Source organism: Sphingomonas turrisvirgatae (assembly GCF_001721295.1).
Classification (GTDB): domain Bacteria; phylum Pseudomonadota; class Alphaproteobacteria; order Sphingomonadales; family Sphingomonadaceae; genus Sphingomonas; species Sphingomonas turrisvirgatae.
On the sequence record NZ_MDDS01000023.1, the window covers coordinates 1 to 15784 of the forward strand.

The 15784-nt window shown below is 67.0% G+C and carries 21 protein-coding genes, 1 tRNA gene and 1 pseudogene; 7 read left to right on the forward strand and 16 right to left on the reverse strand.

Annotated elements, in window-relative coordinates; translation table 11 throughout:
• Positions 1-383: 383 nt before the first annotated feature.
• The 3 genes and pseudogenes from BFL28_RS09560 to BFL28_RS21850 form a co-directional block, all read right to left on the reverse strand.
• Positions 384-890 carry a M48 family metalloprotease gene (locus BFL28_RS09560; protein ID WP_069320336.1) on the reverse strand — a complete coding sequence of 169 codons (507 nt, stop codon included), beginning with the start codon at positions 888-890 and terminating at the stop codon, positions 384-386.
• A gap of 79 nt (positions 891-969) precedes the next feature.
• Positions 970-1344 carry a DUF1206 domain-containing protein gene (locus BFL28_RS21105; RefSeq protein WP_069320337.1) on the reverse strand — a complete coding sequence of 125 codons (375 nt, stop codon included), beginning with the start codon at positions 1342-1344 and terminating at the stop codon, positions 970-972.
• A 250-nt stretch (positions 1345-1594) separates the two neighbouring features.
• A pseudogene (locus tag BFL28_RS21850) lies at positions 1595-1756 on the reverse strand (DUF1206 domain-containing protein); the annotation flags it as partial.
• A gap of 539 nt (positions 1757-2295) precedes the next feature.
• Between BFL28_RS21850 and BFL28_RS09570 the strand changes: the two are divergent.
• From BFL28_RS09570 to BFL28_RS09580, 3 genes are read left to right on the forward strand one after another with little or no spacing between them, the layout of a single operon-like run.
• A complete protein-coding gene (locus tag BFL28_RS09570) occupies positions 2296-2802 on the forward strand; it encodes a DUF3489 domain-containing protein (RefSeq protein ID WP_069320338.1) in 507 nt (168 codons plus the stop codon).
• Positions 2803-2804: 2 nt separating this feature from the next.
• Entirely contained in the window at positions 2805-3248 is a 444-nt protein-coding gene (locus BFL28_RS09575; RefSeq protein WP_069320339.1) for a DUF2924 domain-containing protein, read from the forward strand.
• Positions 3241-4917 (forward strand): recombinase family protein, encoded by a 1677-nt coding sequence (locus tag BFL28_RS09580; protein ID WP_069320340.1) that lies wholly within the window; start codon positions 3241-3243, stop codon positions 4915-4917. Before BFL28_RS09575 ends, BFL28_RS09580 begins: the two co-directional genes overlap by 8 nt.
• A gap of 256 nt (positions 4918-5173) precedes the next feature.
• Here the strand turns inward: BFL28_RS09580 and BFL28_RS09585 are convergent.
• The 5 genes from BFL28_RS09585 to BFL28_RS09605 form a co-directional block, all read right to left on the reverse strand.
• Positions 5174-5250: transfer RNA gene (locus tag BFL28_RS09585), tRNA-Arg, on the reverse strand.
• Positions 5251-5312: 62 nt separating this feature from the next.
• Complete coding sequence (locus BFL28_RS09590; protein ID WP_069320341.1) at positions 5313-5750, reverse strand: DUF1178 family protein; 438 nt, start codon at positions 5748-5750, stop codon at positions 5313-5315.
• Positions 5747-6571 carry a carbon-nitrogen hydrolase family protein gene (locus BFL28_RS09595; RefSeq protein ID WP_069320342.1) on the reverse strand — a complete coding sequence of 275 codons (825 nt, stop codon included), beginning with the start codon at positions 6569-6571 and terminating at the stop codon, positions 5747-5749. The genes BFL28_RS09590 and BFL28_RS09595 overlap by 4 nt, the downstream gene beginning before the upstream one ends.
• The gene (grxC, locus tag BFL28_RS09600; RefSeq protein ID WP_069320343.1) at positions 6568-6825 is read right to left on the reverse strand and encodes a glutaredoxin 3; all 258 of its coding nucleotides are present in this window, start codon (positions 6823-6825) and stop codon (positions 6568-6570) included. Before grxC ends, BFL28_RS09595 begins: the two co-directional genes overlap by 4 nt.
• A gap of 30 nt (positions 6826-6855) precedes the next feature.
• Positions 6856-7584 carry a ComF family protein gene (locus BFL28_RS09605; protein ID WP_069320344.1) on the reverse strand — a complete coding sequence of 243 codons (729 nt, stop codon included), beginning with the start codon at positions 7582-7584 and terminating at the stop codon, positions 6856-6858.
• A 27-nt stretch (positions 7585-7611) separates the two neighbouring features.
• On the opposite strand from BFL28_RS09605, the gene BFL28_RS09610 reads away from it, so the two are divergent.
• The gene (locus BFL28_RS09610; RefSeq protein ID WP_069320345.1) at positions 7612-8499 is read left to right on the forward strand and encodes a methyltransferase domain-containing protein; all 888 of its coding nucleotides are present in this window, start codon (positions 7612-7614) and stop codon (positions 8497-8499) included.
• Positions 8500-8509: 10 nt separating this feature from the next.
• Here BFL28_RS09610 and BFL28_RS09615 read toward each other — a convergent pair whose 3' ends face one another.
• Positions 8510-8932, reverse strand: a complete 423-nt coding sequence (locus BFL28_RS09615) for a (deoxy)nucleoside triphosphate pyrophosphohydrolase (protein WP_069320346.1) — start codon at positions 8930-8932, stop codon at positions 8510-8512.
• A gap of 64 nt (positions 8933-8996) precedes the next feature.
• On the opposite strand from BFL28_RS09615, the gene BFL28_RS09620 reads away from it, so the two are divergent.
• Together BFL28_RS09620 and BFL28_RS09625 are read left to right on the forward strand one after the other, a co-directional pair.
• Positions 8997-9179, forward strand: coding sequence for a Flp family type IVb pilin (locus BFL28_RS09620; RefSeq protein WP_069320347.1), 183 nt, complete (start codon positions 8997-8999; stop codon positions 9177-9179).
• A gap of 120 nt (positions 9180-9299) precedes the next feature.
• Positions 9300-9467, forward strand: a complete 168-nt coding sequence (locus BFL28_RS09625; protein WP_069320348.1) for a Flp family type IVb pilin — start codon at positions 9300-9302, stop codon at positions 9465-9467.
• A 77-nt stretch (positions 9468-9544) separates the two neighbouring features.
• Here the strand turns inward: BFL28_RS09625 and BFL28_RS09630 are convergent, their stop codons facing one another.
• The 3 genes from BFL28_RS09630 to BFL28_RS09640 all read right to left on the reverse strand — a co-directional run bounded on the left by BFL28_RS09630 (position 9545) and on the right by BFL28_RS09640 (position 11624).
• Positions 9545-10636: a YihY/virulence factor BrkB family protein gene (locus BFL28_RS09630; protein WP_079247048.1), complete on the reverse strand. Its 1092-nt coding sequence runs from the start codon at positions 10634-10636 to the stop codon at positions 9545-9547.
• Between the two features lie 95 nt (positions 10637-10731).
• Positions 10732-11157 carry a hypothetical protein gene (locus tag BFL28_RS09635; protein ID WP_069320350.1) on the reverse strand — a complete coding sequence of 142 codons (426 nt, stop codon included), beginning with the start codon at positions 11155-11157 and terminating at the stop codon, positions 10732-10734.
• Entirely contained in the window at positions 11154-11624 is a 471-nt protein-coding gene (locus BFL28_RS09640) for a hypothetical protein (RefSeq protein WP_131818627.1), read from the reverse strand. The genes BFL28_RS09635 and BFL28_RS09640 overlap by 4 nt, the downstream gene beginning before the upstream one ends.
• Positions 11625-11739: 115 nt before the next feature.
• Here BFL28_RS09640 and BFL28_RS09645 point away from each other — a divergent pair, with 115 nt between their 5' ends.
• Positions 11740-11985, forward strand: a complete 246-nt coding sequence (locus BFL28_RS09645; protein WP_069320352.1) for a DUF3253 domain-containing protein — start codon at positions 11740-11742, stop codon at positions 11983-11985.
• Here BFL28_RS09645 and BFL28_RS09650 read toward each other — a convergent pair.
• From BFL28_RS09650 to BFL28_RS21115, 4 genes are read right to left on the reverse strand one after another with little or no spacing between them, the layout of a single operon-like run.
• A complete protein-coding gene (locus BFL28_RS09650; protein WP_069320353.1) occupies positions 11982-12929 on the reverse strand; it encodes an acetyl-CoA carboxylase carboxyltransferase subunit alpha in 948 nt (315 codons plus the stop codon). The genes BFL28_RS09645 and BFL28_RS09650 overlap by 4 nt on opposite strands.
• Before the next feature lie 9 nt (positions 12930-12938).
• Positions 12939-13847, reverse strand: coding sequence for a tyrosine-type recombinase/integrase (locus BFL28_RS09655; protein ID WP_069320354.1), 909 nt, complete (start codon positions 13845-13847; stop codon positions 12939-12941).
• Between the two features lie 5 nt (positions 13848-13852).
• Entirely contained in the window at positions 13853-15637 is a 1785-nt protein-coding gene (locus tag BFL28_RS09660) for a hypothetical protein (protein ID WP_069320355.1), read from the reverse strand.
• Positions 15618-15755, reverse strand: a complete 138-nt coding sequence (locus BFL28_RS21115) for a hypothetical protein (RefSeq protein WP_173655720.1) — start codon at positions 15753-15755, stop codon at positions 15618-15620. Before BFL28_RS21115 ends, BFL28_RS09660 begins: the two co-directional genes overlap by 20 nt.
• Between the last annotated feature and the right edge of the window lie 29 nt (positions 15756-15784).

Below are 15784 nucleotides of genomic sequence, written 5' to 3' on the forward strand. Positions count from 1 at the left end.
CTGAAGCTGTAGAACAGCGCTTCCTGCGCCACCGCCCGCTCACCCATCATCAGCCCGTCTCCGCTCAACCGCGAAAACTGAATCAGACCCTCAGCACGACTTCAAGACCGAGTTTTTCAACGGAATAAGGGCGCAAAGCCGCCGCACGGAAAGCTGTCGGCCGGCATTTGCAAGCCACGGTCGTATAGGATGTGCTTCAGCGGTCCTGGGATCGCTTCGTGCCTAGATTTATATCGGCTCAGGCAGCGAGATCCGCCAGAAGGCCGCCTCTGCGCCTTCGACGCCGAAATCATTGTCATTCACCAGCAGGATTTCGGAGGGCGACAGCAGCACCATGCCTTCTAGATCCGCAGACAGCTCCGGGTGGTCGTCACTCGATAGGATCAGCTGCTTCGGCAGCGCTGCGAAGACAAGGCGATCGGGCGACGCGCTGAGCTTCTCGAGCGTTGGACGTGTGTCTTGATCGAGGTGAGCCGGGTCAGGCGCTCCGATCCAGTCGCGCTGACGGCGATGACGCCGAGCGTCCGCCAGATCGAACGCTGCTGCTGCCGCTGCGCATGCCGCGCCGTGATGTGGCCGAGCTCATGGCCGAGCACAGACGCCAGCTCCGCTTCGCTGGTGACGATGGCCAACAGTCCGCGCGTCACGTAAATATAGCAGCCCGGCACCGCGAAGGCGTTGACCACATCGCTGTTGACCAAGGTGAAGGTACATTGGCCGGCAGCGTCGGCAACCCGTTTGCCCACAGCACGAACATAGCGGGCTCCGTCCCCCGCATATGCGCCGCCGAACTCCGCAAGCAATTGCGGATGCGCCTCCTCGCCATAGGCGCGGTCCGCGTCGGAGATACGGATAACCTCGTCCGTGTCGGCGCCGCCACAGCCAGCCATCAGGCATGCGAGCGGCAGAGCAGCGAGCCACCACCGCCTCCTCCTCGAACGTACCATTAGCCCGCAGCCTTGTCAGAGATCATCTGCCGACAACCTGTCGCGCCAGACCGTCAGCAGGCGCATCATGCAGCACTCTGAAGCGCGCTTCGACCAAACTGAACAGACCAAAGCAGAACAGTCCTGCTGCGATCACGATATCGACCGGGCTGTTCAGCCAAGACAGGGCTTCCTCCATACCGCCCGCTTCGCCCGCATTCGCGTGCAGGCCGGCGCCGACCACGAAATCGCCGGTGATCGCAAAGACGATCCCGCGCGCGGCGTAGCCGGCCCCTCCGCTCCATCGCACCCAGGACTGGCGCGCGATATTCGGGGCCAGATGACGTAGAAATCCAGCCTTCCAGGCCTTGATCAGCTGCACGACCGCCAGCAAGATCAGCAGGCATCCGCCCAGCATCAAGAGGAGCGTGCCGCCGGGTTAACGCCATCGCCCGTTCGGCACTTTGCTGCGAGCCTTTACCATCTGATGGAAGACCGCGGATCAGGCTGATTGCCTGCCACGTCAGCAGCAAATGAATCGCGCCGCTTAGTCCAGCGCCCAGTCGTTCGGCGAGACCCCGTCGATCGTTCCCGTGTTGTTCAATGTTGAACGCCGCATCGCAAAGACGCCAGATGCCATAGCTGAAGAGTCCTGCCGCCATGACGATCAGCAATATGCGTCCGCCCCGGCCAGCCAGATATTCCAGCGCACCGGCCGGGTCTTCGGCCCGCCCGGTACCGATGACGAGCAGTCCAATGACAAGGTACAATAGCCCGCGGGCGGCAAAGCCTATGCGCGTGAGCATGGTCATCTTGTCGCTGACACGCATAACATCCTCCCGATCATCTTCGCAGACCGTTTTGGACGCGCGTTGGTTCCCTAAGATCCCGGCCAGCGCACTCGTACCGATGAATGATACGCGCCCTGTCGCGGCAAGACGCTGGACAGCGGATGGGGTATAAGTGGCAGCTCGACTCTATACTCTTGTTCTTACGGTCGCCGGCTTACTGATTGCCCTAGGCGCCGAGTTGCCGCTCGGGCTCATTCTGTGGATCGTGTGTATCGCGCTCGGCGCGGCGGTCTTCCTGCTGCCGCAAGCACGCTCAGCCCTCATCAGGAAGGGGTGCAAAGCGATGACCGCTTTCGGGTTCGGTCACGAGGCGGTCAAACGGCAGCAGATATGGCGCAAAGCGGCCATGCGAGTTACACGCACCGCCGCACAATCCCCTCGACTTCACTTACGAACCAAGCATTGGTGCTGTTGTGAGACGCAGCCGGCAGTGACCGACTGCATGCCCTGACCGGTTGACCGGCGGGGCGCTGGGTGGTGGGAACGGCGCTGTGCCGCTCCGCTGATGGAGACCACCCATGAAGCTCAACGACACGCACCTGATCCTGCTCACCACCGCCTCGCAGCGCGATAACGGCAGCTTGATCCCCCTGCCAGAGTCGCTCGAAGACGGTGACCGCGTGCGCAAGGCGATTGCTGCCCTGCTCTGCAATCGCATGGTCGAAGAAGGTGAAGTGGCAGTCGCCGCCGATGCATGGCGCCAGGATGTGGACAAACATATTGGCATTCGCATCACTGCTGCTGGACGCGTGGCAATCGGCCTCGAGGTCGGCCAAGCCATCGCGCCGGGTGCCGGTGGCAACGTCGTTGAACAGACCGAGCCTGCAGCTCGACAGACCAAGTCGCACCAGGTGCTTAGCCTGCTGCGTCGAGAAGGAGGCGCCACGCTGGACGAGCTGATCACGGCGACCGGCTGGCTGCCGCACACAACGCGCGCCGCGCTGACCGGCCTACGCAAAAAAGGTCATGCCGTCGAGAAGGGCAAACGCGGTGAGGTCACCTGCTGGCTGGTGAAAGCAGCCTGAGTATGATCAAGCTCGATCAGCAACTGGCTGCGCTGGCGACGATGTCGTCAGCGCAGCTGCGCGCCGAATGGATGCGGGTCTATCGCACCCCCGCCCCTCCCCTTACCGCCGACCTGCTCGCGCGCGGCATCGCGTGGCGGCTGCAGGAACGCGCGCATGGCGGACTGACCAAAGCGCATCTGCGCGAGTTGCGGCGCCACAAGGAGCGGCTGGATGCATCGGGAAGTATAAGCACCAACGTCAACGCCGGGCGCATCAAGCCCGGCAGTCGCATTGTGCGCGAGTGGGGCGGCACCACGCACCACGTGTTGGTGCTGGACGCCAGCTATCATTATCAGGATCGCAGCTACACCTCGCTGACCCAGATCGCGCGCGAAATCACCGGCGCGCACTGGTCCGGGCCTCGGTTCTTCGGCTTGCGCAAGCGAGGTTCAGCCAATGCGTAACGGCAGGACTGTCGGCTCGCAGCCGGTGCGCTGCGCGATCTACACGCGCAAGTCGACCGAGGAGGGTCTGGAGCAGGACTTCAACAGCCTCGATGCCCAGCGCGAGGCATGTGCTGCCTATATCCTGAGCCAGCGGCATGAAGGTTGGACCGCACTGCCGGAGGTGTTCGAGGACGGCGGATACTCGGGCGGCAACATGGACCGCCCTGGCATGAAGCGTCTGATGGCGGCGGTAGCGGCGGGTGAGATCGATGTGATCGTCGTCTACAAGGTCGACCGCCTGACCCGCAGCCTTGCTGACTTCGCCAAGATCGTGGAGGTGCTCGACGCCAAAAGTGCGAGCTTTGTGTCTGTCACCCAGTCGTTCAACACCACTAGCAGCATGGGACGGCTGACGCTCAACGTGCTGCTATCATTCGCGCAGTTCGAACGCGAGGTCACCGGCGAGCGCATCCGCGACAAGGTCGCGGCATCCAAGGCCAAGGGCATGTGGATGGGTGGCCCGCCGCCGCTGGGCTACGACGTTCAGGATCGCAAGCTGGTCATCAACACTGCGGAGGCCGAGCAGGTTCGCTACATCTTCAGCCGCTACGTTGAGCTAAAATCAGCCATGGCGCTGATTGGCGATCTCAATGATCGCGGCATCCGCAGCAAGGCACGCGTCGGTCGCGATGGCCGAGCTTATGGCAGTACCTCCATTGGCCGTGGCGCGCTCTACGCGATGCTCCGCAACCGGCTCTACATTGGCGAGGTCGTCCACAAGGGTCAGCGCTACGCAGGTCGTCACGAGGGCATCGTCGACGCAGACTTGTTCGAGCTCGCGCAGGCTACGCTAGAGCAAAATCAGGTCGATCATCATCGCGGAAGCCGGCACGAGCAACCGAGCCTGCTCGCTGGCCTGTTGTGGGACGGGGTTGGGCGGCGAATGTCCCCCAGTCAGTCTGTTAAGCGCACCATTCGATACCGCTACTATGTATCGCAGCTTGCCAACGCAGGAAGCCCGATCGAACCGCGATGGCGGATCAGTGCTCCAGACCTTGAGACGAAGGTCGTCGCATGTGTGAAAAAGTGCGTCGATCAAGCGATGCGGAAGCGGCTCGAGTGCAGCCTGGAGGCATCCGAGATGCAGCGATTACAAACTGCTGGCAATGATCTTAATGGTCTCCTCGAGGGAGGCTCGCCGCATGATCGACGCGAGCTCATTCGAAAGCTGGTCCAGCGCATCGAGGTCCATCGCGACGACGTGCGAATCACGCTAACACTCGACCACTTCGATTCCGCTTTGCCGAGCGAAGCTTCAACCATTTCGGTGCCCATTAACCGCGTGCGAGCTGGCAAGGAGGTGCGGTTGGTCCTGCCGGATGATCCTTCGCATGGGCAGGCTGGCACACCCAATCAGGCACTGGTGAAGCTCGTCGCGCAGGCAATGGGCGCACGCGAGATGCTGGAACGTGGGCGATTTTCAAACATGAAGGCCTTCGCTGAAGCTTGTGGTTACAGCAGAGAGACTGCCGCCGACCTCCTGCGAGTTGCGTATCTTGCGCCAGACATAACTGGCGCGATACTTGACGGCCGACAGCCCGCCGAACTTACTCGAACCAAACTGTTCCGCTGGCCTGCAATGCCTTTGCCATGGACGGAGCAGAGACTAGCGCTCGGCTTCACTTGAGGGCCGCACTTTCCAGGACAGTGTTAGCCGGGCCGGGAGCTTCACACCCGGCCCAACTCGTTTCCAGCCACGCCAAAAATTTCGGGGCCACTTTTCTTAGCCTGAGAGATATCGGCGACCTTCAAAGCGCTATATGTGGGTCTGCGGAGTCTCTTGCATACGAGCCGCGTACAGCGCACAAATAAGTACCTGCAATCGGGCTATATTAGGCGCGGTCCGCGTGAAGCCCAGAGAACTCGCTACTGGCCCGCGTTAGTGGTGCACCCGACTGGATTCGAACCAGTGGCCCCCAGATTAGGAATCTGATGCTCTATCCTGCTGAGCTACGGGTGCGCGGAGCCGGAGTTACGCCTTGCCCGCAAGCCGGTCAATCGCGCGCCGGCGGGGGCGGCAGGTCAATTGCACTGATCGGGCGGCACCACGGGCAGCGGCAGCGGCGCGACCGGCACGCCTTCCTCGATCAGCGCCTTGGCCTCGGCGATGCTCGTCTGGCCGTGGATCGGCGCGTGCGGCTCATCGCCCAGGTGCATTGCGCGCGCCTTGTCGGCAAAGGCCATCCCGACATGGGTCGAGCCTTCCAGCATCCGGGCCTGCGCCTGCGCCAGCGCGGCCAGCAGCGCCTTGGGGTCGGGCTTGCCGCCTGCCGCCGGTTCGGTGCGAGAATTTCCCTTGGCCGCGACATTGGGGGCCATCACGGCCTTTTCGATCGCGCTGTCGCCGCACATCGGGCAGGCGATCAGCGCCCGTTTGCGCTGGCTCTGGTAATCGGCGCTCGATCCGAACCATGCTTCGAACACATGGCCGGTGCCGCATTTGAGATCGAAGACGATCATGCCGGCGCAACCTCCGGGATGGCGCGGCGATGATCGATTGCGGGCACGCGGCTGCGCACCTCGGCGACCCGGGCGGGGTCGATCTCGACCAGGCCTAGCCCCGCATTTTTGCCCATGTCGAGCAGCACGTCGCCCCACGGATCGACGGCGAGGCTGTGGCCATAAGTGGCGCGCCCGTCTTCATGCTCGCCGGTCTGGGCTGCGGCGATCACATGCACCCCGGCCTCGATCGCACGCGCGCGCAGCAGCACGTGCCAGTGCGCCGCGCCGGTCGGTCGGGTGAAGGCGGCCGGAACGCTCAGCAGCGTCGCGCCGGCATCGGTGAGCCGGGCGAACAAGTCGGGGAAGCGCAGGTCGTAGCAGATCGACAGGCCAAGCACGCCGAGCGGTGTCGCGACGGTCGCCGCGCCGGTACCAGGGGCATAGGCATCGGATTCGCGCCAGCGTTTGCCGCTCGGCAGGTCGACGTCGAACAAATGGAGCTTGTCGTAGCGCGCGCGAACCTCGCCGGCATTGTCGATCACGAAGCCGCGGTTGACGAAGCGGCCATCCGCTGCGCCGCGCAGCGCCAGCGACCCCAGATGAACCCAGATGCCGTGCCTGGCCGCCGCGTCGCGCACGCTGGCCAGCACGGAGTCGCGATCCTCGGCAACGATGTTGGCCGCGCCGCGTCGACGGTCCCGGTCGAGCAGGCCCGACATTTCGGGCGTGAACAGCATCGCCGCGCCCTCCCCCGCTGCCGCCGCGATGCCATCGCTCAGCACGCGCGCATTGGCGAGCGGGTCGATGCCGCTCGTCATCTGGAGGATCGCGGCCTTCATGGATTCAGGAGCGGATCCAGCTTGCCGGCACGCTCGAGCGCCGCAAGGTCGTCCGAACCGCCGATATGCGATCCGTCGATGAAGATCTGTGGCACCGTGGTGCGGCCCGGCGCGCGCTCGAGCATCTCGGTCCGCTTGGGCCCGCCCATCGTGATGTCGAATTCCTCGTAGTCGACGCCCTTGCTGTCGAGCAGCGCCTTGGCCCGCGCGCAATAGCCGCAGAATGCCTTGGTATAGATTTCGATCTTGGCCATGATGCCTCCTGAAATGGGCCGGAGCCCCTGTCAATCAAGCGCGTCGCTGTCGATCACCCGCGCCCAGCATAGGATCGTCACCTGCCTCGCGCCTGCACGCTTGAGCAGCCGGACGCAGGCATCGGTGGTCGCGCCGCTGGTGTAGATGTCGTCCACCAACACAACCGACCGGCCCTTCACCCGTTCCTTCGCGCCCGGCGCCAACGCGAACGCGCCGGCCACTGCCCTTGCCCGCCCTTTGGGGCCAAGCCCGCGCAGCACCGGAGTCGCTTTCACGCGCCGCAGCAAGTCCAGCTCCGCCGGCACGCCGCGCATGGCGCTCAGACCACGCGCGATCAGCGCCGCCTGGTTGAACCCCCGGCCCCAGATGCGCCAGCGATGCAGCGGTACCGGCACCAGCAGCTGCGCATCGGCCGGCAGGTGTCGCGCCATCATCCGCGCGGCAGTGACCGCGTGCGATGTGCGGCCGCCATATTTGAGGCGCAGCGCCAATGTGCGCGCCGCCGGGCCATAGGCCACCGCCGCGCGCACGCCATCATGCGCCGGCGGATCGGCCAGGCAAGCACCACATTGCGCAGCGGGGCCGCGATCGTGATCGAACGGCAAGTTGCACGTCGCGCACCATGGCGGCGCGATCATCCGCAACCCGCCCCAGCAACCGGCGCAGAAGCGATGATCGGCATCGACCACCTCGCCACATCCCGGGCAGCGCGGCGGCAGCGCCAGTGCGACGAGCCTCAGCACGGACTTGCTCAGCATGGAATTGGCGATACCCCCACAACGATCTTGTCGCTCGCCTGTCCGCAGGGCACAAGCCGCCGCGTGACCGCGCCCGACAGCTTCGCCCCCGAGATCTTCGACCGCGCTCGCCGCCGGGCGCGCCGCGACCGCGCCGCCCCGCGCTTTGCCGACTTCGCGTTCCTGCGCGAGTGGATGGTCGAGGGGATCGCCGAACGGCTCGATGCGGTGCGCCGCGATTTCGGTGACGTGCTCGAGCTTGGCAGCTTCGCAGGCGGCTTCGTCGCGCCGCCCGGCGCGCGGGTCACGCGGATCGATGCGGGCGCGCGGTTCGCGGCGCTGACCGGCGGGCTGCAGGGCGAAGAGGATCAGCCGCACTTTCCCGACGCAAGCTTCGACCTCATCGTCTCGGCAGGCGTGCTGGATACGGTCAACGACCTGCCCGGCGCGCTGGCGCTGGCGCGGCGGGCATTGCGGCCGGACGGGCTGTTCCTGGGCGCGTTCCTGGGCGGCAGCACGCTGGCGACGCTGCGCGCCGTGCTGCTGGAAGCCGAGGCCGACCGGCCGGCGGCTCGCGTCCACCCGCAAATCGACGTGCGCGCGGCCGGCGACCTGCTGGTTCGCGCGGGCTTCGCGCTGCCGGTCGCCGATGTCGAGACGTTGACGGTGCGTTATGCCAGCCTGTTCGATCTGGTGCGCGACCTGCGCGGCATGGCCGCTACCAGCCTGCTGCCCGGCACGCCGCCGCTGACGCGCGACACGATCGCCCGCGCCGCCGCGCTGTTCGCGCAGCGCGCGGATGCGGAGGGCCGCACCAGCGAGAAATTCGACGCGATCTTCGTCACCGGATGGGCGCCCGATCCATCGCAGCCCAAACCGGCGCGGCGCGGATCGGCCACCGCTTCGCTGACCGAGGCATTGAAGCCCAAGCCATAGGGTCAAGACCCTAGACCAGCTTTTCGAGCAATCCGATCAGCGGTTCGTCGGCGGGCGGCATCGCAAGCTCGCGCAAGCCGGCCGGGATCACCCACCGCAACGCGGTCGCATGGCGCGCCTCTGGCACGCCGGCCCAGTCGCGCACCTGATACAGCAGCAACAACAGATGCCGTTCGCCCAGCGCCTCGCTGGCGAACGCGGCAGGTGTCAGCGCAGCGTCGCGCACGGTGATCCCCAGTTCCTCGCCCAGTTCGCGGCACAGCGCGGCCTCGGGCGTTTCACCCGGGTCGAGCTTCCCGCCCGGGAATTCCCACAGGCCGGCCATCGGCTTGCCCGGCGGGCGGCGCTGCACCAGCACGCGGCCCTCCGCATCGATCAGCGCGGCGGCAACCACGATCAACGGTGTCGGATTGGGGGACGAATCGATAGTCATCTCGACACTTCGTTAACGCTCCAGCCGCTACGGCTGATAGCCTTGTTTCCGGGAGTATGGCGGCATGCGACGCCTTGGTGGGCATTTCGAACGACTGGTTCGCGACCGCAAGGGCGCGACCGCGGTCGAATATGGCTTCATCCTGGCGCTCATTGTCATCGCGATCATCGCCAGCATCCAGGGCCTGGCCGGCGCGACGACCGGCATGTGGAACAACGTGACCGACAAGGTGCAGAAGGCCGGCTGAGCCCGCCGATCCCTAGACTATTTGTTAACTTCCGCCCGTTAGTTTCCGCAATTGCTGAGCCGGGTCTTCCGATCCTGCAAAGCCGGGAACTGAAGCATCACGACCAGGACGGAGACCAACATGACCAAGATTCGCAACTTCCTGCGCAACAACAAGGGCGCGACCGCCATCGAATACGGCCTGATCGCAGCGCTGATCGCCGTCGCCGCGATCGCCGCGATGCAGGGCCTGGGCAACCAGCTCAACAAGACGTTCGGCAACGTCACTTCGAACATGAAGGCGTCGTAAGACCCTTTACTTCGAACGAGATGGAGGGGCGGCGAGCTATGGCTCGCCGCCCTTTTTCGTGCGTGTCGATGGCGCGGTCAGGCGCGCGGTCCGCGCACGATGCTGGCCAGCGTCGCGAGCGTAAGGCCGGCGGCGGCGGCGGTCGCGATCCGTCCGACCCAATCGGAGTTGCCGTTGCGTCGCGGCGCTCGCACAGGCGTCGGCGGGCTCGCTGGGCGGTCGTCCGGCACCGTCCGTTGGGGCAAGCGTTCCCGCGGCTCTGTTTCTGCCCCCGCCACATGGTCGGCGACCCAGGCGCCGCGCGTGCCGAGCGGCTGCTCGCTGCCTTTGGTCGTGTCCCGCGCGGTCTGGTGCTCAAGCTCGGAATTAAGCTCCGCGCCCAGCAGCAGCACATAGCTCGACAGATAGAGCCAGGTCAGCAGCGCGACCACCGCGCCAAGCGAGCCATAGGTCGAATCGAACTTGCCGACATAGCGCGCATAGCTGCCGAAGCCGAAGGTCAGCACCAGCCAGCCGACGGTGCAGAACAGCGATCCGGGCGTCAGCCAGACCCACCGGGCCGGCCGGCGCGAAGGACCGAACCGGTAGAGCACGGTCGCCGCCCCCGCCCCGGCCAGCGCCAGAAGACCATAGGTCAGCACGGTGGTGATGAAGCGGGCGAAGCCGCCGACTTCGATCATCAGCGTGTCGATCGCCGCCACCAGCGCGAGCGCCGTGGCGGCCGCGATCGCACCGACCACCGCCGCCGCGGTCAGCGCCAGCGCGGTGAGGTTCAGGCGGAAGAATCCGCGCTTCTCGTCCTCCTCATAAGCGATGTTGAGCGCCGAGATGATCGCGCCCGCGCCATTGCGCGCGCCGAACAGGGCAATGCCGAGCGAGATCAGCACGCCCAGCCCCTTGCGCTCGTCGGGTGAGGCGGTGAGTTGGAGCAGTTGCTGGCCGATGGCGATCGCCGCCGCTTCGGGCAGCACGCGGGTGAGATCCTGCATGTGCCGGATCACCGTCTGCGGCTCGACGAAGATGCCGTAGCTCAGGATCGTCGCGGCCAGGAGCGGCAGCACCGCGAGGAAGCCATAGAAGGCCACCCCGGCCGAGATCAGCCCGATATTATCGCTCGAAGACTCGCGCCATGTGCGGATCGCGACCTGCCGCCACGCGGGCCAGGGCATGCGCCATGGGTTGACGGCCGCGACGCCGGCCGCCTTCTGTTTGGTCCGATCCGCCGGCGGCGCGGCAACCCCGTCAGCGGGGCTGCCCGCGCCGGTCACGCCGCGCCCGGCTGACCGCCGGTGCCGCCATTCGCTGACGCTTCGCCTTCCTTCTCCGCTGCGGCGACGACCTGTTCGATCATCGCGCCGCCGATGCCGGCCAGCGCGGTCTGCGCCAGCGTCTCGACCTGCGCGCGGCCTGCTTCCATCGCGCTATCGGCAGCGCCGCGCGCGGCGCCCTCGATCTTGTCGGCAATCTCGCCGGTCAGCTCGATCTCGCGCCGGCTGGCCGGCAGCAGCAGCGCCAGGCCGGCGCTGACCGCCGCCGCGCCGGCGATCGCGGCGAAGGGGTTGGCCGACACTTGTCGACGCCCTGCGGCCAATGCGTCGCCAAGGTTGCCGCGACGGCCGCTGTCGCCGCGCGCCTGATTGCCGTTCGCGTTCGGGCGGTTCTCGGCCGCAGCGTTCCGGTTGGTGCTCATGCCGCCTTCTCCTGCTTGTCGTTGGTTCGGCCGGCCTGCCGCGCGGCGCCGCGCTCCATCGCGCCTTTCAGGATGCGACCGCCGGCAAAGCCGGCCACCGCGGCAATCGCCAGCGCCGCGCCGGGATGCCGCACGATCGTGGTGCGGGTGGTATCGACGATATCCTCCAGGCTGCGTTCGTCCAGCCCGGCCGCGAACTGCGCCACCGCATCGCCGCCGCGGCTGATCGCGCCACCGACGGCAGGCCCGAACTGCTCGCCCGCCGCATCACCGAACTCCCGCACGATATCGGCGATGCCGTTGACCTGCTGCGCCGCCGCCTGCTTCTTGCCGTCGGCGAATTCCGCCGCCTTGGCCAGCCCCATGTCGGTCAGCTTGCTCGCCTGCCCCTTAGCCTGGTTCAGCAGCCCGTTCGATGATGTCCCGGACGGCGCGGCGGACGCCGTATCGGTTGCGGTGGAAGCCATGATCGTCTCCATATTTGCTTGCCACCCAAACCGCCGCACGAGCGCGCGGTTCCGTCACGAAGCCGTTGAAGCGTCACGATTTGATCGGTGGCGCGCGACATGCGTTAAGGCCGGCATGGATCGAGAGGACGCCGCCCGCCGCATGACCCTTACGCTGCTCGCCGCGCGCGCACCGGACGCGACCATCTGCCCCAGCGAAGTCGCCCGCGCCCTTTCGCCCGATCACTGGCGCGACGAGATGCTGCGCGTGCACGCGGCCACAGACTTGCTGGCGGAGCAAGGCGCAGTCCAGCTCAGCTGGAAAGGCACGCCCATGCCGGTGCGATCCGGCCCCTATCGGATCGCCTTGAGCCGGCCCTAGACCCGGCCCATCGCTAGGAATTTCGCGCGGCGGCTCTGGCGGAGCGATTGCGCGCTGTCGCCGTCCATCCCGGCCAGTGCCGTCTCGATCGCGTCGCCCAGCGCATCGATCGCCGCTGCGCGGTCGCGCTGCGCGCCGCCGAGCGGCTCGGGCACGATGGTATCGATGACGCCCAGTTCCTTGAGGTGCTGCGCGGTCACCTTCATCGCTTCGGCAGCGTCGGCGGCCTTGTCGGCGGTGCGCCACAGGATCGACGCGCAGCCCTCGGGCGAGATCACCGAATAGACGGCATGTTCCATCATCAGCACGCGATTGCCCGCCGCCAGCGCCACCGCGCCGCCGGATCCGCCCTCACCCAGGATCGACGCGACGATCGGCACCCCGGCGTTGAGGCACGCTTCGGTCGAGCGGGCTATTGCCTCGGCTTGGCCGCGCTCCTCGGCCTCCATGCCGGGGAAAGCGCCGGAGGTATCGACCAGCGTCACGACGGGAATGCCGAACTTGTCGGCCAGTTCGACCAACCGGATCGCCTTGCGATAGCCTTCGGGCTTGCCCATGCCGAAATTGTGTTTGAGCCGGCTGGCCGTGTCGTCGCCCTTTTCATGGCCGATCACCATCACGCGCCGACCGCGGAACTTGCCAAGGCCGCCGATAATCGCGGCATCGTCGGCAAAGGCGCGATCACCGCCCAGCGGCATGAAGCCGTCGATCAGCCGCGCGACATAATGTTTGAAGTGCGGCCGTTCGGGATGCCGTGCGACCTGCGTCTTCTGCCACGGCGTCAGGCGCGCATAGGCGTCCTTCAGCAGCTTGTCCGACTTGGCCTGAAGCTTGCCGACTTCCGCCTCGATATCCACCGCGCCATCGGCAGCGGTCTCGCGCAGCTCGTTGATGCGGTTCTGAAGCTCGGCAATCGGCTTTTCGAAATCAAGAAACGTCGCCATCGCTGCGCCCTATTGCCCGCGCTTGCCCGCGTCAACGCGCTCCGCAAGCGGATGCCGCTCGTTGACGAGGCGAACCAGCCGCGCGCTGTCGACATGCGTGTAGATTTCAGTCGTCGCAATATCGGCATGGCCGAGCATCGCCTGTAACGCGCGCAAGTCCGCCCCGCCTTCCAGCAGATGCGTGGCAAAGGCGTGGCGCAGCACGTGCGGGCTGATCCGGTCGGGCGGGATGCCCGCCTCCGCGCCGAGCGCGCGGATCAGCTGGTACAATCGCACGCGCGAGAGATGCCCCTTGCCGGACGGGAACAGGAAGGGCCGCGCGATGTCGACATGCTCGCGCCACGCCGCCACCGCCGCGCGCGCCCGGTCGGACAGTGGCACCAGCCGCTCGCGCCCGCCCTTGCCCCTGAGGATCAGATACGGCTTGTCAGGCTGAACCGCGCCGCGCGGCAGCGACACAAGTTCGCTCGCGCGCAGGCCGGAGCCATAAAGCAATTCGACGAGCGCGAGCAGACGCAGGTCGCGCGGATCGCTGGGCTGGCGCGCCATGCGCGCGGCGATCGCGGCGAACAGGGCCTCGACATCGCCACTCGACAGCGTCTTGGGCAAGGCTCGCCCGCTACCCGGTCGCGGCAGCGCCTTGCCCGGATCGTCGGCGCGCAGGCCCTCGTCCGCGAGAAAGGCGAAGAACCGGCGCAGCGCCGCCGATTTGCGCGCCACGGTCGCGCGCGACAGATCGCGCCATGCATGCGCCACGTGTTCCAGCGCCGCCGCATCGGCCGTTGCCAGCCCGCCGGCCAGCACCTCCGATGCCAGCCGCAGGTCAGTGCCATAGGCCGCGATGGTGTTGCGCGACGCGCCCGCCTCGGCCGCCATCATCTCGAGAAAGCGATCGATCAGCGCGGCGTCGCCGCCCATCCCGGTCAAAGCCGGGTCATCGCCTCGACGGCGATCATCCGCGCATAGCTATCAAGGCCGACCCGAGTCAGCGCGCGCGTGATGTGATAGAGCGCCGTCGGCGAAACTCCTGCCCACGCCTGGGTCTGCATGCCGATGGCTGCGAGCAGCACGACGGTGCCCGGCTGCCGGCGCTCGGCCGCCAGCGCGATCGCGCGGGTCCACGCATTGTCGACGCCGCCCGGTGCATTCGCGCCCGTCACACGGCCCATGCCGGCCATCGCCGCCGCCAGCATCGCGCCCTTTTCGGCCGATCCGCCATAGGCCTCGACCTCGCTCGCGCTCACCTGGCCGCCGGCCGGGTCGGCAAGCAGCAACATCGCCCAGCCATCGCTCCCGCGCGCGGCCACGCTGCGCCAGCGCATCGCCGATCGGTCCAGCCCGGCGCTCAGCATCGACGCGATCAGCCGATCGGCGTCCTGCGCAAAGTCCGCCGAAGGCTCGAGCCGCGCCGCCGCCCGCGCGGTCAGGATCAGCCGGGCATAGCGTGCTTGCGCCCCTTGAGCCGCATCCCACAGCTGCCGCATCTGGGTGACGCGTTCAGCCCCGGTCGCGGCAATGAAGGCGGTACGCAGATCGCGCGCCACCGCGACTTCGGGACGCGAGGAATCCTCGGCATCCTCGATCTCGCCATACAGGTCGGTCAGCGCCTGGGACGAGAACACGCCCTGTCCTGCCGCAGCCTCCGCCGCCGCCAGACGCTCGTTCGGCGCAATGGCCGGCGATGTCGCGCGCCAATAGCGCAGCTGCGGCCCGCCCGTATCGTACAGCGCATCGGGCACCTGCGTTCCCGACGCGGTGGCAAGGCCCCAGCGCCAGGCCGAAATCTGGTCCACCCCGTTCCATTCGATCGTGACCGCGCGCCGGCCCGACACGCCCATGCCGACGACCTTTTCGGCCAGCAGCAGGTCGATCTCGTTCCCCATGCGACGCCGCGCCTGGTCGATCAGCGGCCCGGCGCGGGTGGGATCCCCCTCCAGCCCTGCGCATATCGCTTCGGCCAGGCGCCAGTTGCGATCGGGCGCGGTCTTCAGCGCCGGCGTCGCCATGCTGCACAGGCCGCCGGGATCTGCGGTCGCCAGCATCGCCTGCATCCCGACCTGGAACAGCTTGGGCGTATAATTGGCGACGTCGACCGACTGCACCATCGCGCGCGCCGCGTCCGCCTCGCCCATGCGCAGCAACAGCCAGGCGCGCTCGGCGGCAAAGTCGGCACCGTTCACACCGCGCGGCGTATCGACCCGCGACAGCAGCGCGCGACGCAACGCAATCGACAGCCAGCGCGAGGCAATCGGCGCATTCGTTCGCCGCATCAGCGTCTGGAGGAACTTGCCGTGCGCAGCGCCGAACGCAGTAACCGGCAGGCCGTCACTCGCGGGCGAAGCGGGACCCACCTGCGCCAGGCTGCGCTTGGCGAAATCGGGCAGTTCGTAGCGCGCGATGACGTCGGGGTCGGTCTTGCCGTCGCCATCCTTGTCGATCGCGCTGGTCACCGGCGTTGGGCTGGCAGGCGGCAGCGGCGCGCTATCGAGCGGGAGGCCGGGCGTGATCGACGGGGCTGACGGCGCGGGCGCAGCCGGCTGGCCCGGCGCCTGTGTCGCGCGCGGGGTCGGCGCGGGAGCGGGCACCGGATCGTCGAACCCGGGCGGCAACAGCGATTCGGGACCATCCTGCCCCAGCGCCGGCACGCCGACCGCGGCGGCGACCGCCAGGGCCGCGCCGAACGCCAGTTTAGTTCGCGAGATTGTCAAGCGGCACGACCTTCTCGACGCGCACCGGCTGCTTTTCAGCGTCACGGCTCGAAAGGAAAAACAGCCCGCCGATCAACAGGATAAGGACGGCGGCGACAATGACGAGCAGACGGGACATCGACCCCCTCAGGTACTTGCAATGGATAC